Source organism: Streptomyces sp. NBC_00258 (genome assembly GCF_036182465.1).
GTDB lineage: Bacteria > Actinomycetota > Actinomycetes > Streptomycetales > Streptomycetaceae > Streptomyces.
In genome coordinates, this window is record NZ_CP108081.1 from 3,124,799 (window position 1) to 3,146,878 (window position 22,080).

General features: G+C 69.7%; 14 protein-coding genes. 8 read left to right on the plus strand and 6 right to left on the minus strand.

Annotation, left to right across the window (positions count from 1 at the left end; all coding sequences use genetic code 11):
- Window positions 1-20: 20 nt before the first annotated feature.
- Genes OG718_RS14055 through OG718_RS14065 form a run of 3 tightly spaced genes read left to right on the plus strand, consistent with a single transcriptional unit; the run spans window position 21 to window position 5,281 of the window.
- Complete coding sequence (locus OG718_RS14055) at window positions 21-1,277, plus strand: ABC transporter substrate-binding protein (RefSeq protein ID WP_328844286.1); 1,257 nt, start codon at window positions 21-23, stop codon at window positions 1,275-1,277.
- A gap of 54 nt (window positions 1,278-1,331) precedes the next feature.
- Complete coding sequence (locus OG718_RS14060) at window positions 1,332-4,469, plus strand: ABC transporter permease subunit (protein ID WP_328844287.1); 3,138 nt, start codon at window positions 1,332-1,334, stop codon at window positions 4,467-4,469.
- Entirely contained in the window at window positions 4,466-5,281 is an 816-nt protein-coding gene (locus tag OG718_RS14065; RefSeq protein WP_328844288.1) for an ABC transporter ATP-binding protein, read from the plus strand. The genes OG718_RS14060 and OG718_RS14065 overlap by 4 nt, the downstream gene beginning before the upstream one ends.
- A gap of 52 nt (window positions 5,282-5,333) precedes the next feature.
- Here the strand turns inward: OG718_RS14065 and OG718_RS14070 are convergent, their stop codons facing one another.
- Entirely contained in the window at window positions 5,334-6,122 is a 789-nt protein-coding gene (locus tag OG718_RS14070; protein ID WP_143640909.1) for a heparin lyase I family protein, read from the minus strand.
- A gap of 289 nt (window positions 6,123-6,411) precedes the next feature.
- Here OG718_RS14070 and OG718_RS14075 point away from each other — a divergent pair, with 289 nt between their 5' ends.
- Complete coding sequence (locus OG718_RS14075; protein ID WP_143641048.1) at window positions 6,412-7,200, plus strand: aldo/keto reductase; 789 nt, start codon at window positions 6,412-6,414, stop codon at window positions 7,198-7,200.
- Window positions 7,201-7,526: 326 nt separating this feature from the next.
- A complete protein-coding gene (locus OG718_RS14080; RefSeq protein WP_186001318.1) occupies window positions 7,527-8,213 on the plus strand; it encodes a glycoside hydrolase family 75 protein in 687 nt (228 codons plus the stop codon).
- A gap of 155 nt (window positions 8,214-8,368) precedes the next feature.
- Here the strand turns inward: OG718_RS14080 and OG718_RS14085 are convergent, their stop codons facing one another.
- From OG718_RS14085 to OG718_RS14095, 3 genes are all read right to left on the minus strand, one after another.
- Window positions 8,369-9,070: an SDR family oxidoreductase gene (locus OG718_RS14085; RefSeq protein ID WP_143640911.1), complete on the minus strand. Its 702-nt coding sequence runs from the start codon at window positions 9,068-9,070 to the stop codon at window positions 8,369-8,371.
- A gap of 95 nt (window positions 9,071-9,165) precedes the next feature.
- Window positions 9,166-10,050, minus strand: coding sequence for a class I SAM-dependent methyltransferase (locus OG718_RS14090; RefSeq protein WP_143640912.1), 885 nt, complete (start codon window positions 10,048-10,050; stop codon window positions 9,166-9,168).
- 236 nt (window positions 10,051-10,286) lie between these two features.
- Entirely contained in the window at window positions 10,287-11,999 is a 1,713-nt protein-coding gene (locus tag OG718_RS14095) for a glycoside hydrolase family 6 protein (RefSeq protein ID WP_328844289.1), read from the minus strand.
- Window positions 12,000-12,481: 482 nt separating this feature from the next.
- Here OG718_RS14095 and OG718_RS14100 point away from each other — a divergent pair, with 482 nt between their 5' ends.
- From OG718_RS14100 to OG718_RS14110, 3 genes are all read left to right on the plus strand, one after another.
- Window positions 12,482-15,397 carry a glycoside hydrolase family 48 protein gene (locus tag OG718_RS14100; RefSeq protein WP_328844290.1) on the plus strand — a complete coding sequence of 972 codons (2,916 nt, stop codon included), beginning with the start codon at window positions 12,482-12,484 and terminating at the stop codon, window positions 15,395-15,397.
- Window positions 15,398-15,607: 210 nt separating this feature from the next.
- Window positions 15,608-18,277 carry a cellulose binding domain-containing protein gene (locus tag OG718_RS14105; RefSeq protein WP_328844291.1) on the plus strand — a complete coding sequence of 890 codons (2,670 nt, stop codon included), beginning with the start codon at window positions 15,608-15,610 and terminating at the stop codon, window positions 18,275-18,277.
- A 177-nt stretch (window positions 18,278-18,454) separates the two neighbouring features.
- Window positions 18,455-19,018 carry a hypothetical protein gene (locus OG718_RS14110; protein WP_306936615.1) on the plus strand — a complete coding sequence of 188 codons (564 nt, stop codon included), beginning with the start codon at window positions 18,455-18,457 and terminating at the stop codon, window positions 19,016-19,018.
- 81 nt (window positions 19,019-19,099) lie between these two features.
- Here OG718_RS14110 and OG718_RS14115 read toward each other — a convergent pair whose 3' ends face one another.
- Both OG718_RS14115 and OG718_RS14120 read right to left on the minus strand, forming a co-directional pair.
- Window positions 19,100-20,974 carry a rhamnogalacturonan lyase gene (locus OG718_RS14115; protein WP_328844292.1) on the minus strand — a complete coding sequence of 625 codons (1,875 nt, stop codon included), beginning with the start codon at window positions 20,972-20,974 and terminating at the stop codon, window positions 19,100-19,102.
- Window positions 20,975-21,065: 91 nt separating this feature from the next.
- Window positions 21,066-22,037, minus strand: coding sequence for a helix-turn-helix transcriptional regulator (locus OG718_RS14120; RefSeq protein ID WP_143640918.1), 972 nt, complete (start codon window positions 22,035-22,037; stop codon window positions 21,066-21,068).
- Between the last annotated feature and the right edge of the window lie 43 nt (window positions 22,038-22,080).

The window sequence follows — 22,080 nt, forward strand, 5'->3', positions numbered from 1 at the left end:
CCGACGGAGGGGGACCGACCGTGTCGCGACCGATCCGAACCATCGCCGCCACTGCGGCCGTAACCGCTCTTCTGCTGGCGAGCGCCTGCAACTCGGCGTCCACGACAGGAAGTTCGGAGGCCGAGAACTCCGTACGCGGAGTCTCCGACACCTCCGTCAAGGTGGGCGGCATCGTCTCGATGACCACCGCCAGCGGGTACTCGAAGAAGGACACCGACCTCGGGGCCAGGGCCCGCTTCGACCGCGCCAACGCCGAAGGCGGTGTGAACGGGCGGAAGATCGACTACCTGGGCGCCGAGGACGACGGCCAGGATCCGGCCAAGAACCTCACGGCGGCACGCAAACTCGTCCAGCAGGACAAGGTGTTCGCGATCGCGCCGATGAGTTCGACGACGTTCTCCGGCGCGGACTTCCTGCAGAAGCAGAAGGTCCCCACCTTCGGCTGGGGCACACTGCCGTCCTTCTGCGGGCCGACGTACATCTACGGCTTCGGCGGCTGCATGGTGCCGATGCCCGGCGGCACCATCTCGCAGACCTGGCCCGAGGGGCTCAAGAAGGTGCTGGGCGGCTCGGCGGGCAAGAGCGTGGCGATCCTCGCCAACGACAGTGACGCCGGGACGTTCGCCATCCGCACGTACAAGCAGAGCTTCGCGTCGGCCGGGTTCAAGGTGACCTTCGCGAAGCCGTCCGTGCCCGCGACCTCCGTGCCGAACGACTGGTCGGCGTACACGAAGGAGATCCTCCGGAGCAACGGCGGCAAGGCACCGGACGCGGTCGTCTCCGTGATGCAGACCCCCTACAACATCGGCCTGTTCACGGCGATCAAGCGCGCGGGGTACACCGGTGTGCTCACCGATCCGACCGACTACGACCCAGGGCTGCTCGCGAAGAGCGCGACGAGGAAGGCGCTCGACGGGGTCCATGTCCTGCTGTCGTTCCAGCCGTTCGAGCAGGACAGCGCGGCGATGACGCAATTCAAGAAGGACATCACGAAGGCGGCCGGCAAGGCCGTGCCCCTGAACATGCACATGATGACCGGCTATATGTCGGCCGATCTCTTCCTCGCCATCGCCGAGAAGGCCGGCAAGGACCTGACGGTGGCGTCCTTCCAGAAGGCGGCGGACGGGTTCGCGGACACCGGCACGATGGTCGGCGACCGGGCGGAGCCCAAGGGGCAGAAGGAGTCGTTCGGCTGCGGGGCGCTCGTCCAGCTCAAGGACGGGAAGTACGTCGTCTCGTCGCCCTTCGAGTGCTATCCGCCGATCCCCTTCAAGTAGGCGCGGCCGAAGGTGACTTGACGACTCGGGGATTTGGGGATTTGGGGACTCGGCATGGCGGACCTTCTCGGATTCGTACTGAGCGGACTGGTGTCGGGTGCGCTGTACGCGCTGCTCGCCACCGGTCTCGTGCTCTCCTACTCGGCCTCGGGCCTCTTCAACTTCGCGCACGGCGCGACCGCCTACCTGTGTGCGCTCGCCTTCTACGAGCTGCACTCGGGCTTCGGCTGGCCCGCCGTGCCGACGGCCGTGCTCCTGGTATGTGTGGCGGCGCCCGCGCTGGGCTGGGGTCTCGACCGGCTGATGTTCCGCAAGCTGGCACGGGTCGGTGAGACGGCCCAGATCGTCGCCACCATCGGGCTGTTGGTGGCGCTGCCCGCGCTCGGGCTGTGGATCGTCGAGCTCCTGGAGGACGCGGGCGCGTCGGTGAAACCGGCCGAGAACCAGTTCGGGCTGCCCGGTGTCGGGCCGAGTCCGGCCAAGTCCTGGCAGCTGACGGACGGCGTGGGGATCGACTCGGACCAGTTGATCACCTGGGTGGCGACGGCGCTGGTGGCCGTCGGACTCTGGGTCCTGATGCGGCACACCCCGCTGGGGCTGAAGCTCCGGGCGGCCGTCGACGACCGTTCGCTGGTCGAGCTGCGCGGGCTGAGCGCGGACCGGCTGTCGTCGATCGCATGGATGCTGTCGTCGGGACTCGCGGGCCTGGCGGGCGTCCTGGCCACCCCTCTGCTCGGCCTGTCGGCCCACGACTTCACGCTCTTCCTCTTCGTCTCGGCGACCGCGGCGGTACTCGGCCGCTTCGTCTCCATCCCGTTGGCGTTCGCGGGCGGGCTCGGGCTCGGCGTGCTGCAGAACCTGGTCGCCGGGTACGCGGGTTTCGCCGAGCGGATCACCGGATTCCGCACCGCCGTACCGTTCCTGATCCTCTTCGCCGGCCTGCTCCTGCTGACCAGGCGCAGCCGTACGGCGGGGACGGCGGCCGTGGACGCGCCACCGGTCGACTATCTGGCGGGCCGGTCCCGGCTTCGGCGGTGGGGACCGTGGGCGGCGGCCGCCGTGCTGCTCGCCGTGGCCTTCTACACGGTGACGACCCCGTTCTGGAGCGGCATCCTCGCCCAAGGGCTCGCCCTGTCCCTGGTGTTCGTCTCCTTCACGGTGGTGACGGGGCTCGGCGCGATGGTGTCGCTGGCTCAGGCGACCTTCGTGACCGGGGCGGCGCTGGTGGCGGGGCTGCTGATGAGTCATGGCTGGCCTTTCGTGGCCGCGGCCGCCGTGGGTACGTGTGCGGCGGCCGTACTCGGTGCCCTGGTGGCGCTTCCGGCGCTGCGGCTCGGCGGCCGTTCGCTCGCCCTCGCGACCCTCGCGCTCGCCTTCCTGGCGGACCAGGTCCTTTTCCAGATCGGCTGGTTGAGGAACGGTGACACGGGTTGGTCGATTCCTCGGCCGGTGTTCGGGCCGGTGGATCTGAACGACGACCGGGCGTTCGGTGTCGCACTGCTCGTACTGGTCACCGCCTCCGTTGCCGCGCTCAGCGCACTGCGCGGCTCGCCGTCCGGGCGGGCCATGCTCGCGGTGCGCTCGGCGCCGGCGGCGGCGATGGCTTCCGGGGTGTCGGTCGTCCGCACCAAGCTGGTGCTGTTCACCCTGTCGGCCGGGCTCGCGGGCTTCGGCGGCGTGATGTACGCGTCCTACAACACCCGTGTCACCGCTACCGACTTCACCGCCATGACGGGACTGATCTGGCTCGCGGTGGTGGTCGCGGCGGGCCTGCGCCGCCCGCAGTTCGCTGTCGTGGCCGGGCTCGTCTACGCCCTCGTACCGCACCTCGTCTCCGACTACGTCACCGAGTCCGTCCACCTCCCCGTGATCCTCTTCGGCCTGGCGGGGCTGGCGCTGGCGAACGACCCGGACGGGTACTGCGCGGCGGTGTCGGTGCGGGTGCATCGGAGGCGGTTGGCGCGTGGGGGCCCGGCTGGGGCCGGGGCAGGGTCAGAGGCGGGCGCGATGGCCGTGGCCGGGGCGAAGTCCCGGCCGACGAGTGGCGTGACGGGCGCCGAGCCCGAAGTGGGGACCGGCGTGACGGGCGGCCCGGTCGAGACGGGGAGCGGCAACCGGGCCGAGGTGTCCGGGGCGCCGGGCGGGAGCCCTGCCGACGCGTCCCGGGCGCCGGGCCGGGGTTCGGCCGACACGTCCGGCGCCTCTCGGGCTGCGAGCGGCGGTCCGGCCGACACGCCGGGTGCGCCGAGTGGGCGTCCGGTCGGTGTCGCCCAAACCGGTGCCCCGGCGACGGCATCCTCCTCCCCCGCCGAACCGCCCGCCCTCGAACTCCGCGCCGTCCGTGCCGGATACGACGGCGCGCCCGTCCTGCACGGAGTGGACCTGGCCGTACGCCCGGGCGAGATCGTCGCGCTCCTCGGCCCGAACGGGGCCGGGAAATCGACGACGTGCCGTGTCGCGGCGGGCCTGGTCGGTCCGCTCGGCGGCCAGGTGTACGTGGCCGGTCGCGACGCCACCCGTGAGGGAGCCGTACGCCGGTCGCGCGCCGGGGTGGTCCTGGCACCGGAGGGGCGGGGCATCTTCCCGGCGCTCACCATCGAGGAGAACCTCGCCCTGTATCTGCGCGAGAAGGACCAGCGCGAGGCCGTGTACGAACGGTTCCCCGGCCTCGCCGGACGACGTGGCGTGCCCGCCGGTTCCCTCTCCGGCGGCGAACAGCAGATGCTCGCCCTCGCGCCGCTCCTCCAACGCCCCCCGAAGGTCCTGATCGCGGACGAACCGTCACTCGGCCTCGCCCCGCGCGTCGTCGAGGAGGTGTTCCGCCTCCTCACCGAACTCCGCGACACCGGAACGGCGTTGCTCCTGGTCGAGGAGAAGGCGACCGAGGCGCTGGGTGTCGCGGACACGGTCGCGTACCTCGCGCAGGGGCGGGTGACGTGGTGCGGTCCCCGGGCGTCCGTGGAGACGGCCCGTCTGACGGAGGCGTATCTGGGCCTGGCGGCCACCCCCGAAGCGGACACGGGTCCCGGAACCGGCCCCGACGCGGGTTCCGAGACCGAGGACGAGGCCGAAACCGGTCGCGACCCCGGACCCAGTCCCGCCCCCGAGGCCGAGCCCGGCCCCGGGTCGGCCCCCACGTCCCCCACTAATCCGACCATCCCGTCCCAGACCCGGGGAGGCGTCCGGCCATGAGCAGCACCCCCGCGCTCTCCGTACCCCCCGTGTCCCCCGCACCCCCCGCCCTCCGGGCCACCCGCATCGGCGTCCGCTTCGGCGGGATCCGGGCACTCGACGACGTGAGCCTCACTCTCCGGCCCGGGGAGATCTGCGGCCTCATCGGCCCCAACGGTGCCGGAAAGACGACCCTCTTCGACGTGCTCTCCGGCATCCGGCGCCCCGACGAGGGCCGTGTCCACCTCGACGGAACGGACATCACCCGCCGCTCCCCCGTATGGCGCGCCCGCCGCGGAATGCGCCGCACCTTCCAGCGGCAGCAGCTGTTCGGCCAGCTCACCGTGGCCGACAACCTGGTGGTGGCCCAGGAGTGGCGCGGCGGCGGAGGCGGACTCGCGGCCGATCTGCTGGCGTCCCCGACACGGCGTACGTACGAGCGGGACCGCCGCGCCCGGGCGGCCACCGTCCTGCGCACCTGCGGACTCGACGACCTCGGTGAGACCTACGCCGGAGCCCTGCCGGTCGGCCGGGCCCGCATGGTCGAGCTGGCGCGAGCGGTCGCGGACCCGCCCAGGGTGCTGCTGCTGGACGAACCCGCGTCCGGGATGACGGCCGACGAACGCCGTCACCTGTCGTCCGTCATCCGACGGCTCTCCGAGGAGGAGGGCTGCGCCGTCCTCCTCGTCGAGCACAACGTCGCCTTCGTCATGGAACTGTCCGCCCGGATCGTCGTACTCGACCTGGGCCGCGTCCTCGCCGAGGGCACCCCCGCCGAGGTCCACGCCGACCGGCGGGTGAGGGACGCGTACCTGGGCACGACCGCGGGCTGACGGCCACGCGGGCCACCGACGGCAGATCACGCCGGCGGCCCGCGGGAACGGCTCACACCAGCTGGTAACCCCGCATGTTCGAGAGCAGCAGATAGCAGTCCTGGAGGGAGCCGGAGGTGTCGCCGAGGGAGCGGTAGATGCCCCACTTGGGGCGTACGCGGTCGGCCAGAAACGTGTCCACGCCCGTGCGCGACGCGTCGACGACCGTCGTCGAGCCGTTCTTCAGGATCCAGCGGACCGAACCGGCCGAGCCGTTGCCGACCTTGATCTGGAAGTCGACGTCGATCCACTTGTTGTGCAGGGGTTCGAGGTTCGTGCGGCCGACGAGGATGTCCTCCTCGAACAGCTTCAGCTCGATGGTCTGCACCCCGTCCACCCGCCGGAGCGACTGCACGACGATCGGCGAGCTGCCGGTGCCGGGCTGCTTCATCTGCATGATGTGGGTGAAGGTGGTGGTCGCCTTCAGGGAGCTGGGGATGTACATCGAGTACGTCACCCGCCAGGTCTGGCCCTCGGTCCACTTGAGGTAGTTGCTGCCGGAGCCGTTGCGCAGGCCGGTGACCTCGTGTCGCTGACGGTCCGTCGACGTGTCGCGGTCGACGGTGTGCATGTTGAACCGCCAGTTGTCGCCCGTGGCGTAGATGTGCGGGGAGGCCGCGGGGTGCGAGTCCGCGCGGTCGTCCTCCAGGGTCTCGAAGGCGCCGAGCCCGTTGGTGCGCGCCGACGGGGACCACTTCAGCTGCCAGGACGCGGCGGGGGCCGCGAGGGCGGGTGGACCGACGGCCGCGGCGGCCACGCCGCCCAGTGCCGCGCCGAGCAGGTTCCTTCGTGTGGGGGTCATGGGTCTCTCATTCTCGTCGTCGAGTATCTGAGTTCACATACGTGCACCCCGTTCACCAACATGCAGAAGAGTCCCCGTAATGACAGGACGCGGTCAATGGTTCGGACCTGTGGACCCGGGTAGGTTTCCGGCCAATCTCCGATTCGCTCGGCGCAGGCACGGGACCGAAAAACGGGACAGGAATGCACGACGGCCCGTGATCGTTGACGATGGGAGTACCACCCGACGACTGAAGGATCGAGAGCTCGTGAGCAAGGTCCCCCCGATCATCCTGAACAACGGCGTCGAGATGCCCCAGCTGGGCTTCGGGGTCTGGCAGGTGCCGGACGACGAGGCGGAGCGGGCGGTCGCCACCGCGCTGGAGGCCGGGTACCGCAGCATCGACACCGCGGCGATCTACGGCAACGAAAAGGGCACCGGCAGGGGCATCGCCGCCTCCGGCGTCGCCCGCAAGGATCTCTTCGTCACCACCAAGCTCTGGAACGCCGAGCAGGGTTACGACTCGACGCTGCGCGCCTTCGACGCCTCCCTGGAGAAGCTCGGCCTCGACCACGTCGACCTGTACCTCATCCACTGGCCGATGCCGGCCAAGGGGAAGTACATCGACACGTTCAAGGCCTTCGAGAAGCTCTACGCGGACGGCCGCGCCAAGTCGATCGGTGTCTCCAACTTCCTTCCGGAGCACCTGGAGAAGCTGATCGAGGCGACGTCCGTCATTCCGGCCGTCAACCAGATCGAGCTGCACCCGCACCTCCAGCAGCACGCGTCCCGCGAGTACCACGCGGAGCAGGGCATCGCCACGGAGGCCTGGTCCCCGCTCGGTTCGGGCAAGGGCCTGCTGGAGGTCCCGGCGATCGTGGCCATCGCCCAGAAGCACAACCGCACGCCGGCCCAGATCGTCCTGCGCTGGCACCTCCAGCTCGGGAACGTGGTGATCCCCAAGTCCGTGACCCCGTCCCGGATCAAGGAGAACATCGACGTCTTCGACTTCTCCCTCGACACCGAGGACATCGCCGCGATCAGCGCGCTCAACGAGGACCGCCGCGTCGGCTCGGACCCGGCGAACGTCAACGACTGACCGTACGGTCGCAGGACCCGCGGCACCGGACGCCGTCGCCCGACAAGCTCGGGCGGCGGCTTCGTCATGTGTTCGGGGCCTCCTGGCAGCCCGGCCTCCCGGCCATCGGGCCGCGGGCGGGCGGGGCTCTGCCGACACGGTGTCGTGGATGCGGCGGGCGGGTGAGACAAGGCGCGGCATCCTCGCCGATGGGAGGGGGATCGGTCAGGCTCGCCCGAGTACCCGTTCAGCGAACACACATATGTCCCCGTCGATGTCCCCCTACACGTCGGACGCACGTCGCCCCGCCGCGTGACGTCCCCAAGGCCCAGAAGGGTCCTCCCACAGTGCGCACTCGAACACTGACCCTCGCCGCCGCAGCCGTAGGCACCGCACTGCTCGCCGCCGCGGCCCTCCCGGCAGGCGCCGCCCCCGTACAGGCTCGGGAGGGCACGGTCACCGCCGCCGACCTGCTCGCCGAGATGACGTCCTGCTCGCAGATCTCGAACGGCAGGTACAGCCTCGACGTGGGGGCGCCCGCCACCGTCCCCGTCTGCGGCATGAACGGCGCGGTCTTCTGGAAGGCCGACATGGACATCGACTGCGACGGCCAGGTCACCGCCGAGTGCAACAAGCGCACCGATCCGTGGTTCCAGGACCAGACGGCCTTCCACCAGTCCGACGGCAGACCGCTGAACTCCGAGGACCTCCCGTACATCGTGGTGCCCGGCCCCAGCGGCATCTGGAACTACGCGAGCTCCGGCATCAGGGGCGGCAGCGTGGCGGCGGTGATCCACGGCGACGAGATCCAGTACGCGGTCGTCGGCGACACCGGCCCCACGAAGATCATCGGCGAGGCCTCGTACGCCACCGCGCGGGCTCTCGGCATCAATCCCGACCCGGCGACCGGCGGCGCGGCCTCGGGAGTGACGTACATCGTCTTCACCGACTCCCGGGTCTCCCCCATCGAGGACCAGGAAGCGGCGTCGTCCCTCGGCGAGGCACTGGCGGAGCAGTTCCTCGAGGACAACTGAGACGAGCACAACCGAGAAGCGACGAACCGTCGTACCGGTGAGCTGATGAACCGGTGAGCTGACGGAGGCCGGTCCGGCCGCGGATCCTGCCGCGGCCGGACCGGCCTCTCAACTCCCCCGCCTCGGACCGGATGGGACCGGCTCGGAGCGGCTGCTCAGACCGGCTGGCCGATCGGCCGCACGACGACGGTGTTCACGTCCACCCCGCTCGGCTGCCGGATCGCCCAGACGACCGACTCCGCGAGCTGGTCCGAGGTGAGCAGATGCCCGGGCGGCAGGCTGCCGTAGTTGTCCCAGAACGGTGTCTCCACGCGGCCGGGCGAGATCAGGGTCACGCCCACGCCGTACTCGGTGACCTGCCGCCGGGTGTTCTCGGCGAGCCCGGTCACGGCCCACTTCGTCGCCCCGTAGATGTTGCCGGGCCCGTGGATGTGGCCCGCGACGCTGCCGACGAGCACGATCCGCCCCCGCGTCTCCTTCAGCTGCTCGATCGACGCCCGGACGAGCAGCGCGGGGCCGAGCACATTGGTCAGCACCATGTCCCGCCACCCGGCCGGATCGCCCTCGGCGACGGTGTCGTGCGTGGCGTACCCGGCGTTGGCGACGACGGTGTCGAGCCGTCCGAACTCCTTCACCGTCGCCTCGACGGCCGCCCGGACGTGGTCGTAGTCGGCCGCGTCGCCCCTGATCGTCAACAGCCCCTCGGGCTTGCCGAGTTGTTCGGCGAACCCGCGCAGCCGTTCCTCCCCGCGCCCCGTCACCGTCACCCGGTGCCCGGCGTCGAGCAGTTGCCGCGCCACCGCCGCGCCGATGCCGCTGCCGCCGCCGGTGATCAGCGCCACTGGTGAGTCAGTCATACGTTCCCCCAAGTCGTGTCCGTCACGAAGTGCCCGGAGTCCATCACTTGGAGAGCACTCGATGTCAACACACCCAGGCAGGTGCGCGCGAAGTGCTAGGCCTTCACCCCGACATACACGGTCATCGCGGCAAGCACGAACACATCCGGCCGCTGGAACACGCTCTCCTTGTCGTCCGCGTCCAGAAGCCGGTCGAGCACAGCGAGATCATCGGCCTCAAGGCCCTCCGCAAGCCCGGTCCTGCGATGGACGAGGCTGGTGGCGACGAAGGCGCGGCCCTCCTCCGACAGAGGCGCGGGCAGATCGAGCAGGAACGTGCGGGTCGCCGTATGCCGCAGGCCGACGGCCGTCAGCAGACCGGCCCAGTCCTCGGTCTCCTCGACCGCGTCCGGCAACTCGCGCCGCATCCGCGTGAACCACTCCTGCTCGACCGCGTCCATCCGGGGCTGCAGACCGGGCCGGCCGATGCCGATGTCGCGCGGAAGGTAGCGCGAGGGCAGGCCGCCCTCCAGCAGGGCGAGGGTCCCGCCGGGCGCGAGCCGCTCGGCGAATCCGGCGAGGGCGGCCCGCTGGTCGCCGACGTGGTGCAGGGACCGGCTGGCCCAGAGAAGATCGGCCGGGTACTCCAAGTCGCCCAGCCCGTCGCCGAGTTCGGCTTCCAGCGTGCTGAAGCGGTCGGCGATCCCGAGGCGGGCCGCACGAGCGAGGGCCGCCTCCAGCAGGGGCCCGGCACCGTCCACGGCGACGACCCGCGCCTTGGGAAACGTGTCGGCGAGCAGACAGGAGATGACACCCGGACCGCTGCCCGCGTCCACGATCATCTCGGGCTCCGGCTGCCGCTCCCGCAGCCAGCCCGCCACCTCCGCGTAGAGCGGCGTGAACAGCTCGGCCTCCTGCTCCAGCATCGGAAGCATGTCGGCGAAGTCGATGTGGGTGTGGGTGTGACCGTGTTCGTCGTGCTGTCCGTGGTCGTGTGCCATGGCTCCAAGCCTCTCGTCCGGGATACGGCCAGCGTGCTACCACCTCCCCAAAACAGCTACTGGCATTGCCGAAACAGCAAAGAGTTCCCCACGCCCCAAAAGGGGCGCGGGGAACGGCGCATCCTCCAGGGGCGCGAGGAACTGCGCATCTTTTAGGGGCGCGGGGAACTGCGCGACCAGCCGAACTCGGCCCGCAGACGAACAATCAGCTCAGGTGACCCCGCGCCGGCGGAAGGTCACAACGCCGGGTACGCGTTCTTCATGAGCTCCTGGAACTGCGCAGAGAACCAGTGCCCGGACAGCGGCGCGTTCGGCAGCGCGCCCGACATGTTGTTGTTGTTCCGCGGGTTGCCGGTGTACGTCGGGTCGCACATTCGGTCGAAGCCCTTGCCCTCGTCGTTCGGGATGGCGGTGCTCGACCCGTCCGACTCACCCGGCGGCTTCATCCACACGTACGCGTCGATGCCGGCGGCCGGCGACGCCTGCGGCCGTTCGCCGAGGCCGGCGCCCGACTGGTTGCACCAGTTGCCGGTGTTGAGGCGCCGGTCGAAGCGGCCTCCGTCGATGTAGGTGTCCACGTTGGTCGTCGCCCCGGGACCGGTGGGCCGGGCCGTGCCGCCCCATCCGTTGCGGGAGGTGTCGATCAGCATGCCGAGCCCGGAGGGGAAGCCGATCGAGACCAGCTGGTTGCGCATGGCCTGCGCGTAGGACTGCTCGTCGACGTACCGGTTCCAGTCGATCCACTTCGACGTACGGACCGAGGTACCGCCCACGGAGTCGTTGACCGTGAAGTGGTTCTCCTTGAGGGCGCTGTAGTTGGCGGTGTTGACGATGAAACCGTGCACATCGGCGATGGTCGCGCCCTCGGCGGTGGCGGCCTCCTTGAACAGGGCGGCGGAGGGCGCGAAGTTGTCGTCCCAGCCGAGCCAGCCGTGGTGTCCGGCATCCACGTAGTTGTAGACGTTGGGCGCGTCGCCGAGCTTGTTCAGCGCGTAGCCGACGCCCTTGATGTAGTTGCCGTTCGCCTTCATCGTGTCGCAGTTCGCGGTGGCGGTGGCACGGGGTGAGACGTTCGTGACGAGGTTCGGCAGCGAGTCGATCTCGACGGTCGTGACGATCCGCAGCCCCGCGTACTTGCTGTCGGCGAGGATCGCGGCGATCGGGTCGATGTACTGGGTCTTGTACTTGTCGATCTCCGTCGCACCGAGCTCGCCGTTGGAGGCGAGGGCCGCGCAGTCACGGCCGGGCAGGTTGTAGATGACGAGCTGGACGACCAGTTCGTCGGAGCCCTTCTGCGCCAGCGCCGCGTCCAGGTGGGCGCGCAGGCCCATGCCGCCGTTCACGCCGTTGATGGCGGCGGTCCGGTCGAGCCACACGCCCGTCGGCTGGTTGGCGATCCGGCTGCCCCCGGTTTCCGCGGTGGCCTTCGACTTCCACTCCGGGTTCACGTACACCTTGGCGCCCGCGTACGGGTTGTCGACCTTGGCGCCCGGGAGCGGCGGGTCCGTGGGTCCGGGGCCGCTGCCACCGTCGTCGACGTTGCAGGTCACGCCGTCGAGGGTGAAGGTGGTGGGCAGCGCGTTGGTGCCGCTGTAGGTGCCGTTGAAGCCGAAGCTGACCGAACTCCCGGTCCCCAGCGTGCCGTTGTAGCTCTCGTTGGCCGCGGTGGCAGCGGTGCCGCTCTGGCTGAGCTTCGCGTTCCAGCCGCTGGTGATCTTCTGGTTGCCGGCGTACGACCACTTCACGGCCCAACTCGACTTGGCCGCGCTGTTGTTGGTGACGGTGACCGCGGCGGTGAAGCCGGAGTCCCACTGGTTCTGCACCTTGTAGTCGACGGTGCAGGGGACGGCGGCCACGCCGGCGTCCGGGGGTATCGCCGCGACGGCGGCGCCCGCGGTGCCGGCGACCAGCGCCAACGCCGCGAGGATTGCTGTTCTGGTACGGCTCATGTGCGGGGTGTCCTATCCGTCGAGGGAGCGCGGACGATCGCGCAGCCCGATGCCGTACGACGGCATGGGAGTGCCGTCGCCATGGGGGATGAGGGTGAGCTCGGAGCACTCCACCGGGCAGGCGGGCGCGACTCCCGAACCCGTGACGCGACCGACACGCTCGCGGTGTTCATGACAAAGATCCGCGGCGCCGGCGCATAAAAGAGGTAAACGCGGGGGGTGTCGCATGAGCGACTCCTTGCAGTTCTGACGCGTCGTGACGGACGTGTCGACTGATGGAACCGCTCCCACTGGTGCCGAAGAAGGTAGCGCCAAGTGTTGGCAAAGGACAGAGGAGTTGCACTCTTGATCTATCGAATCATTTCGACTCTTCAAGCACCTTGACCCCTTCGCCCCTCATCCCCACTATGGGAGCGCTCCCACTGGTTCAAGGCTTGTTGCCCCTCCCCCCATCTCCGAGCCGCATGGAGAGGAACCAGAACATGGCACCCAGACCCGGACGCCGCCTCGCGCGGCGAATGTGGACCGCCGTGGTGGCGGCCCTCGCCCTTCCGTTGACCACACTGGCGACCGGCGTGACCCCCGCTCAGGCGGCGGCCGTCCAGTGCAGCGTCGACTACAAGACGAACGACTGGGGCTCCGGCTTCACCGCCGAGCTCACCCTCACCAACCGCGGCACGGAGGCGATCAGCGGCTGGGCCCTGACGTACGACTACGCCGGCAACCAGCAGCTCAGCAGCGGCTGGAACGGTACGTGGTCGCAGGCCGGTAAGACGGTCACCGCGAGGAACGCGTCCTGGAACGGGACGATCGCGGTGGGTGCCGCGGTGACGACCGGCGCCCAGTTCACGTACAGCGGCACCAACGCCGCGCCCACCTCCTTCGCGATCAACGGCACGGCCTGCACCGGCGCCCACCAGCCGCCGATCACCGTGCTGACCAGCCCCGCCGCGGGCGCCGTCTACTCCCAGGGCGATGCCGTACCGCTCGCCGCGACCGCCGCGGCCGCGGACAACGCCACGATCAGCAAGGTCGAGTTCTACGACGACACGACGCTGCTGGGCACCGACACCAGCTCGCCGTACACGCTCTCGGCTTCTGGCTTGACCGTGGGCAGTCATTCGCTGCTCGCGAAGGCGTACGACAGCCTGGGCGCGTCGGCGGAGTCCACACCGGTCGGCATCACGGTCGCCTCGGGTCCCGCCGTGGTGGTCTCGCCGACCCAACTCGGCGTCCAGCAGGGCAAGTCGGGCACGTACGACGTGAAGCTCTCGACCCAGCCGTCGGCGAACGTGACCGTGGCGACCGCTCGGGCGAGTGGCAACACGGGCCTGTCCGTCACCGGCGGGGCGTCGCTCACCTTCACGCCGTCGAACTGGAACACCGCCCAGAAGGTGACGGTCACCGCCGCTGCCTCGGGCACCGGTTCGGCGACCTTCGAGTCGACGGCCACCGGGCACGCGAAGGCCGCGGTCACCGTCACGCAGCTCGCCGCGTCGAAGGAGTACGACGCCCGCTTCCTGGAGCTCTACGGGAAGATCACCAACCCGGCGAACGGCTACTTCTCCCCCGAGGGCATCCCGTACCACTCGGTGGAGACGCTGATCGTCGAGGCGCCCGACCACGGCCATGAGACGACGTCGGAGGCGTACAGCTATCTGCTGTGGCTCCAGGCCATGTACGGCAAGGTGACGGGCGACTGGTCCAGGTTCAACGGCGCCTGGGAGATCATGGAGAAGTTCATGATCCCCACGAAGGCCGACCAGCCGACGAACTCCTTCTACAACGCCTCGAAGCCGGCGACGTACGCGCCCGAGCACGACACCCCGAACGAGTATCCGGCGCAGCTCGACAGCGGTGTGTCGGTCGGCTCCGATCCGATCGCCGCCGAGCTGAAGAGCGCGTACGGCACGGACGACATCTACGGCATGCACTGGCTGCAGGACGTCGACAACGTCTACGGGTACGGCAATTCGCCCGGCAAGTGCGAGGCGGGTCCGACGGACACCGGTCCCTCGTACATCAACACCTTCCAGCGCGGATCGCAGGAGTCGGTGTGGGAGACAGTGCCGCAGCCGACGTGCGACGCCTTCAAGTACGGCGGCACGAACGGGTACTTGGACCTGTTCACCAAGGACGCCTCGTACGCCAAGCAGTGGAAGTTCACCAACGCCCCCGACGCCGACGCACGGGCCGTGCAGGCCGCGTACTGGGCCGACATCTGGGCCAAGCAGCAGGGCAACGGCTCCGCCGTCACGGCGACCGTCGGCAAGGCCGCGAAGATGGGCGACTATCTCCGCTACTCCATGTACGACAAGTACTTCAAGAAGATCGGCAACTGCGTGGGGCCGTCGACCTGCCCGGCCGGCACCGGCAAGGACGCCTCGCACTACCTGCTGAACTGGTACTACGCGTGGGGCGGCGCCACCGACACCGCGGCGGGCTGGGCCTGGCGCATCGGCTCCAGCCACACCCACGGCGGCTACCAGAACCCGCTCGCCGCGTACGCGCTCAGCTCGTACCCCGACCTGAAGCCCAAGTCGGCGACAGGGCAGGCGGACTGGGCGAAGTCCCTCGACCGGCAGCTGGAGTTCTACCGCTGGCTGCAGTCCAGTGAGGGGGCCATCGCGGGCGGCGCGACCAACAGCTGGCAGGGGCGTTACGCGACGCCGCCTTCCGGGACGCCGACCTTCTACGGCATGTTCTACGACGAGAAGCCCGTCTACCACGACCCGCCGTCCAACCAGTGGTTCGGCTTCCAGGCGTGGTCGATGGAGCGGGTCGCCGAGTACTACCAGCAGACGGGTGACGCCGATGCCAAGGTCGTCCTCGACAAGTGGGTCGACTGGGCACTGGCCAACACCACGGTCAACCCGGACGGATCCTTCCGCATCCCGAACACGCTCCGGTGGTCAGGCAAGCCCGACACCTGGAACGCGTCAAGTCCCGGCGCCAATACGGGACTTCACGTCACCGTCGCCGACTACACGGACGACGTCGGCGTGGCGGCCGCGTACGCCAAGACCCTGACGTACTACGCCGACCGCTCCGGTGACACGCAGGCCGGAACCACGGCCAAGGCGCTGCTCGACGGCATGTGGGAGAACAACCAGGACGCGCTGGGCATCGCTGTCCCGGAGACCCGCGCCGACTACAACCGCTTCGACGACGGCGTGTACGTCCCGAGCGGCTGGAGCGGCAAGATGCCGAACGGCGACACGATCAACTCGTCGTCGACCTTCGACTCGATCCGCTCGTTCTACGAGGACGATCCGGCCTGGTCGAAGATCGAGGCGTATCTGGCGGGCGGGGCCGCGCCCTCGTTCACGTATCACCGGTTCTGGGCCCAGGCGGATATCGCCCTTGCCATGGGCTCGTACGCGGAGCTCCTCGAATAGCCCCGTTGATCTCCGCGTGGCGCTCCGCGGGTTGGGCGGTACGAAGGCTGCGGGCCTGATGTGGCTGGTCGCGCAGTTCCCCGCGCCCCTCAGGGGCGCGGGGCGCCCAGAGCTTCGCGTGCGCCGGGCCGGACGGTCCCCCACCCCACGGGGGGCCGTCCGGTCCACACGCGCCTGTCGCGTCTTCGTCCCCCCACACAAGGAGTCACCGTGCGAAGAACCCCCGTCCTCACCGCCGTGCTCGGGCTGGCGGCCGGGCTGCTCGCGGGTACGCCGCCCGCGCTGGCCGCGCAGCCCGTCGAGAAGGCGCCCTCGGCGTCCATCGCCGCGGACACGTACACGTGGAAGAACGCGCGCATCGACGGCGGCGGGTTCGTCCCCGGCATCGTCTTCAACCGGTCCGAGAAGAACCTCGCGTACGCCCGGACCGACATCGGCGGCGCCTACCGCTGGCAGGAGTCGTCGAAGAGCTGGACCCCGCTGCTGGACTCGGTGGGCTGGGACCGCTGGGGCCACACCGGCGTCGTGAGCCTGGCTTCCGACTCGGTGGCACCGAGCAAGGTGTACGCGGCCGTCGGGACGTACACGAACAGCTGGGACCCCGGAAACGGCGCCGTGCTCAGGTCCTCCGACCGGGGCGCGACCTGGCAGAAGGCCGATCTGCCGTTCAAGCTGGGCGGCAACATGCCCGGGCGCGGCATGGGCGAACGGCTCGCTGTCGACCCCCACAGGAACAGCGTGCTGTATCTGGGCGCCCCGAGCGGCAAGGGGCTGTGGCGGTCCACGGACTCGGGTGCCTCCTGGTCGCAGGTGACGAACTTCCCGAACGTCGGCAACTACGTGCAGGATCCGACCGACACGAGCGGGTACGCCTCCGACAACCAGGGCATCGCCTGGGTGACCTTCGACGAGTCGACCGGCACGGGCACCAATGCCACGCAGACCATCTACGTCGGTGTCGCCGACAAGGACAACGCCGTCTACCGCTCCACCGACGCGGGCGCGACCTGGTCTCGTCTCGCCGGGCAGCCCACGGGATACCTGGCCCACAAGGGGGTGCTGGACGCTGCGAACGGCTACCTCTACCTGGCCTACAGCGACAAGGGCGGCCCGTACGACGGCGGAAAGGGCCGGCTGTGGCGGTACGCGACGGCCACCGGCACCTGGACGGACATAAGCCCGGTCGCGGAGGCCGACACCTACTACGGCTTCAGCGGGCTGACCGTCGACCGGCAGAAACCGGGCACGGTCATGGCGACCGCGTACAGCTCCTGGTGGCCCGACACACAGATCTTCCGCTCCACGGACAGCGGCGGCACCTGGACGAAGGCCTGGGACTACACCTCGTACCCCAACCGCTCGAACCGCTACACGATGGACGTCTCGTCCTCGCCGTGGCTGAGCTGGGGCGCCAATCCGTCGCCGCCCGAGCAGGCTCCCAAACTCGGCTGGATGACCGAGGCGTTGGAGATCGACCCGTTCAACTCGGCCCGGATGATGTACGGGACGGGCGCGACGGTCTACGGGACCGAGAACCTGGGTCAGTGGGACAGCGGCGGCCAGTTCACCATCAAGCCGATGGTCCAGGGCCTGGAGGAGACGGCCGTGAACGACCTGGCCGCACCCCCGTCCGGCGGGGCCCAACTGCTCAGCGCGCTGGGCGACATCGGCGGCTTCCGGCACACGGACCTGACCAAGGTCCCCTCGATGATGTTCACTTCGCCGAACTTCACCACGACGACGAGCCTCGACTTCGCGGAGTCCAATCCGGGAACGGTGGTGCGGGCCGGCAATCTCGACTCGGGTCCGCACGTGGCGTTCTCCACGGACAACGGCGCCAACTGGTTCGCGGGTACCGACCCTTCGGGTGTGAGCGGCGGCGGCACGGTCGCGGCGGCGTCCGACGGCAGCCGTTTCCTGTGGAGTCCGGAGGGCGCGGGTGTCCACCACGCGACGGGCTTCGGCACCTCGTGGTCGGCGTCGAGCGGCATCCCGGCCGGTGCGATCGTCGAGTCGGACCGGGTCGACCCGAAGACCTTCTACGGCTTCAAGTCCGGCAAGTTCTACGTCAGTTCGGACGGCGGCGCGTCCTTCACGGCCTCGTCCGCGACCGGGCTGCCCAGCGGCGACAGCGTGCGGTTCAAGGCGCTGCCCGGCACGAAGGGTGACGTCTGGCTGGCGGGCGGCGCGAGCGACGGCGCGTACGGACTGTGGCACTCCACGGACGGCGGCGCGACCTTCACCAAACTGTCGGGCGTCGAGCAGGCCGACACGATCGGCTTCGGCAAGGCGGCGGCCGGTGCCTCCTACCAGACGCTCTACACGAGCGCGAAGATCGGCGGCGTACGCGGCATCTTCCGCTCCACGGACAAGGGCACGACCTGGACCCGCATCAACGACGACGCACACCAGTGGGGTTGGACCGGCGCGGCCATCACCGGTGATCCGCGTGTCTACGGGCGTGTATACGTGTCGACGAACGGCCGGGGTGTCGTCTATGGCGACTCGTCGGACTCGGACGGCGGGGGCGGGGGCGGCGGCACGGACCCGACACCGACCGGCGCCTGCGCGGTGACCTACAAGATCACGAATCAGTGGTCGGGCGGCTTCCAGGCAGACGTACAACTCGACAACACCGGCTCAAGCTCCTGGAACGGCTGGGCACTCGGCTGGTCCTTCCCCAACGGCCAGAGCGTCACCCAGGCCTGGAACACCGAGCCCTCCCACTCCGGAGCAGCGGTCACGATGAAGAACCTGGGCTGGAACGCGAACGTGGCAGCCGGTTCCTCGGTGGGCTTCGGATTCACGGGGAGCTGGTCGGGGTCGAACGGAAAACCGACGGCGTTCAAGCTCGGCGACCAGTCCTGCACGGTGACCTGACAACCGGGCCGGACGAACGGGAGGGCGCGGGCCCGACAAGGCCCGCGCCCTCCTTGTGTGCTCGACGACTGCGGAGTCGATTGTTCACATCACAACCAAGTCACCATTCACGCACATCTCTCACACTTTCTTCACCTATCCCGTTACGGTCATTCCTCCACAACCCCGGGGGGACCCATGTCTTTCGGACCGCCGCCGTCCACGCCTCCGCAGCCGCAGTGGGGCCCGCCCCAGCAGCCGCCCGTGCCTCCCCGGCCGAGCTGGGCGCGCAAGCGCGTCGCGATCCCCGCCGCAGTCGTCCTGTTGCTCGTCGGCGCCGGCATCGGAGCGTCCGGTGGGGAGGACTCCGGCAAGGAGGCGGCCGCGCGGCCGACCGTCACCGTGACCGCCGGCCCCGCCGAGCTGAAGGCCGACGCCGAACCGGCACCGGAGGTCACGGTCACCGAAACGGAGACCGTCACGGCGAAACCGTCGAGGAAGCCCGAGCCGAAGGTCGCCACCATCCCCGGCGACGGAACCTTCGTCGTCGGAGACGACATCAAGGCAGGCACCTACAAGACAGCGGGCGCCGAGGATTCGGTGATCCCGAACTGCTACTGGGCGCGGCTGAAGGGCACGTCGGGCGACTTCGAGGACATCATCACCAACGGCAACGTCGAGGGCCCCACCACGATCACCATCTCCAGCAGCGACGGGGCATTCCAGTCCACGGGATGCAGGACGTGGAAGAAGGTCGGCTGACGGGCCGTACGCGAGTTCGACGGCCGTCCCACGAGCTCGGACGGCCGCCCTTCATCTCATCCTGGAACGCGTTTCAGCAGGTCACGGCGTGTAGACCGTCGGCCTGGGGGCCGTGGGCATGCCGTTGCCGATGAAGAAGCTCGGGTGTGGTGGCTGGTTGTAGGCGGTGTTCTGCCAGGCGATGCCAGTGCGGTACATCGTGTCGTGGAGGAGGGTCGTGATCCTGGTGTTCGTCTCGTTCGGGGTGGAGTAGACACGCAGGGCCCTGTTGTCGCCGGTCGCCCAGACGACCTCCTCGCGCCAGTCGCCGAAGAGGTCGCCCGACAGCGCCGGGGTCGCCTTCGTGCCGTTGTTGGAGTGCACCGAGGCGCCGGTCAGCAGGCGGGTCTCGCCTGATGTGCCGTACTTGTCGACGCGGGTGCCGTCGAGGAGTTCGCGTGTGGTGTCCCCGTCCCACCAGGACAGGAAGTTGACGGAGGACGGTTCGCGGCCCTTGGTGGCGCCGGACTCGTCACGGATGTTCGTGTCGGAGGCGGACCACATCTCGGCGCCGTCGTTGCCGGCGTAGATGTCGCCGGCCACTCCCCGGCCGTTGTCGCAGCAGGCGGCGAGCTGCCAGCGGATCGCGCCGCTCGCGGGGTTGATGTACAACTCGGCGGGCTGGGAGGTGGATTCGGAGACCTTGAAGTACTCCAGTCCTGACGTCCCCGGGTCGAGGTCGCCCAGGTGCTGGGCGTCGCCGTGGCCGGTCCTCGTGGTCCACAGGCCGTTGCCGTTGTCGTCGACAGCCATCGCCCCATAGACGATCTCGTCCTTGCCGTCGTTGTCGACGTCCCCGACGGACAGACTGTGCGAGCCCTGGCCGTCGAAGCCCTTGCCGGTGTTGGTCGAGGAGTTGGTGTCGAAGGTCCAGCGCCGCGTGAACGCCCCGTTGCGCCAGTCCCAGGCCGCGATCACCGAACGCGTGTAGTAGCCGCGGGCCATGATGAGCGAGGGCCGGGCGCCGTCCAGGTACGCGGTCCCGGCGAGGAACCGGTCCACGCGGTTGCCGTACGAGTCGCCCCACGACGAGACCGTGCCCCGCGCCGGGACGTAGTCGACGCTCTGCATCGCCTTGCCCGTCTGGCCGTTGAACATGGTCAGGTACTCGGGACCGGCGAGGACGTACCCACTGGAGTTGCGGTGGTCGGCGGAGGAGCTGCCGATGACCGCGCCCGTTCCGTCGACCGTGGCATCGGCGGTCTTCGCGGCCACCTCGGCCTTGCCGTCGCCGTCGTAGTCGTACACCTGGAACTGTGTGTAATGCGCGCCCGAGCGGATGTTGCGCCCCAGGTCGATGCGCCACAGCCGGGTGCCGTCGAGCTTGACGCCGTCGATGACCGTGTTCCCGGTGTAGCCGGACTGGGAGTTGTCCTTGGCGTTCGTCGGCTGCCACTTCAGGACGAAGTCGAGCGCGCCGTCGCCGTCGAGATCGCCGACCGAGGCGTCGTTGGCCTCGTAGGTGTACGCGACGCCGTCCGGGGTGGTGCCGCCGGCGGGCGGGGTGATGGGCACGTCCTTGTATCCGGTACGGAACTGGATCGCGTGCACCGAGTCGCCCTGTTCCACGCCGCCCACGACCGCGCGCACCGTGTAGTCGGCCTGGGAGGGCGCGCCCGCGTGGAAGTAGTTCGTCGAGCCGGTGACCGGGGTCGGGTTGACCTTCGTACCCGCCCGGTAGACGTTGAACGCGACGTCGTTCGGGTCGGTGCCGAGCCAGCGCCAGGTGACGAGGTTGCCGGCGTCGGTGTGGACGCTGACCACACCCCGGTCCAGCTTCTCGACCTGGCGCGCGGTCGCGGCATGCGCCGGACTCGCGGTGAGCGAGGTGAGACCTGCGGCGGCGAGGGCGCCGGCGACGACGGTGGTGAGGAGGAGCCTGGTCCTGCTGCTGCGTCTGCGTTGCGGGTGCTGCACGGTGACGTACCTCCCTGGGAGGGGCAGACGGGTTCTGCTACCTCAGTTGCCGCTGGAGGCACGGGAGTTGCCGCGATTCAGCAAGCGCTCTCTATGTGTCGCACGTGCGGGATACGTCGTAGGTGCGGGACAGCGCGGCGACCGTGCCGGCGATGCGGTCGCGCAACTCGGCCGGTTCCAGCACCTCGACGTCCGTGCCGAGACGAAGGAACTCTCCGTGTGCGTGGTCGACCGACTCGATGGGGACGGTGGCCAGAGTCCAACCGTCCGCCTCCGTACGGCCGTTGGCCCGGACGGCGTCGCCCGCCGGGCCGGTGAGACGGACGCCCGGGGCGAGCCGGACCACCGCCTCGCCCCGGTGGAGCCGGTCGTGGAAGTCCCGCTGGTACGCCGTCCAGTACGCGGCGAGGTCGAAGTCGTCGGGGCGGGTGAACTCCTCGCCGGACGCGGCCAGTTCGAGGATCTGGTCGACGCGGAACGTCCGCGGTCCGGGGCCCGCGACGACGTACCAGCGGCCTGCCTTGAGGACGAGGCCGTACGGTTCGAGGCGGCGCTCCACGTCGGTGGGCTCGCGCCAGCGGCGGTACAGGACGTTCAGGACGCGGCTGTTCCAGACCGCGTCGGCGACGGCGGGGAGGTACGGCGCTCCCCCGCTGTCGGCGGCGGCGTACCAGCCGGGCGCGTCGAGGTGGAAGCGGCCGCTGATGCGGTCCGCGTGCTCGCGCAGCTCGTGCGGGAGAGCGGCGCGCACCTTGAGCTGGGCGGCGGCGAGGACGGGGCCCAGTCCGAGTTCGGCGGCGGGTCCGGGCGCGCCCGCGAGGAACAGGGCTTCGGCCTCGCCCGCGGTGAGGCCGGTGAGGCGGGTGCGATAGCCGTCGAGGAGCCGGTAGCCGCCCGCGTGCCCGGCGTCGCCGTACAGCGGGATGCCGGCGGCGCTCAGTGCCTCGACGTCCCGGTAGACCGTGCGCACCGAGACCTCCAGCTCCTCGGCGAGGTCGGCGGCGGTCATCCGGCCCCGGGTCTGGAGGAGCAGGAGGATCGAGACGAGTCGGGCTGATTTCACGTTCCCAGAATGTCAGGCTCCACTGACAGAAGGTGTCAGTGAA

Bases quoted from the DNA above. Each gene is read 5' to 3' on its own strand.
- OG718_RS14060 (WP_328844287.1), top strand. From the start codon at position 1,332: ATGGCGGACCTTCTCGGATTCGTACTGAGCGGACTGGTGTCGGGTGCG.
- OG718_RS14065 (WP_328844288.1), top strand. From the start codon at position 4,466: ATGAGCAGCACCCCCGCGCTCTCCGTACCCCCCGTGTCCCCCGCACCC.
- OG718_RS14070 (WP_143640909.1), bottom strand. From the start codon at position 6,122: ATGACCCCCACACGAAGGAACCTGCTCGGCGCGGCACTGGGCGGCGTG.
- OG718_RS14075 (WP_143641048.1), top strand. From the start codon at position 6,412: ATGCCCCAGCTGGGCTTCGGGGTCTGGCAGGTGCCGGACGACGAGGCG.
- OG718_RS14085 (WP_143640911.1), bottom strand. From the start codon at position 9,070: ATGACTGACTCACCAGTGGCGCTGATCACCGGCGGCGGCAGCGGCATC.
- OG718_RS14090 (WP_143640912.1), bottom strand. From the start codon at position 10,050: ATGGCACACGACCACGGACAGCACGACGAACACGGTCACACCCACACC.
- OG718_RS14095 (WP_328844289.1), bottom strand. From the start codon at position 11,999: ATGAGCCGTACCAGAACAGCAATCCTCGCGGCGTTGGCGCTGGTCGCC.
- OG718_RS14100 (WP_328844290.1), top strand. From the start codon at position 12,482: ATGGCACCCAGACCCGGACGCCGCCTCGCGCGGCGAATGTGGACCGCC.
- OG718_RS14110 (WP_306936615.1), top strand. From the start codon at position 18,455: ATGTCTTTCGGACCGCCGCCGTCCACGCCTCCGCAGCCGCAGTGGGGC.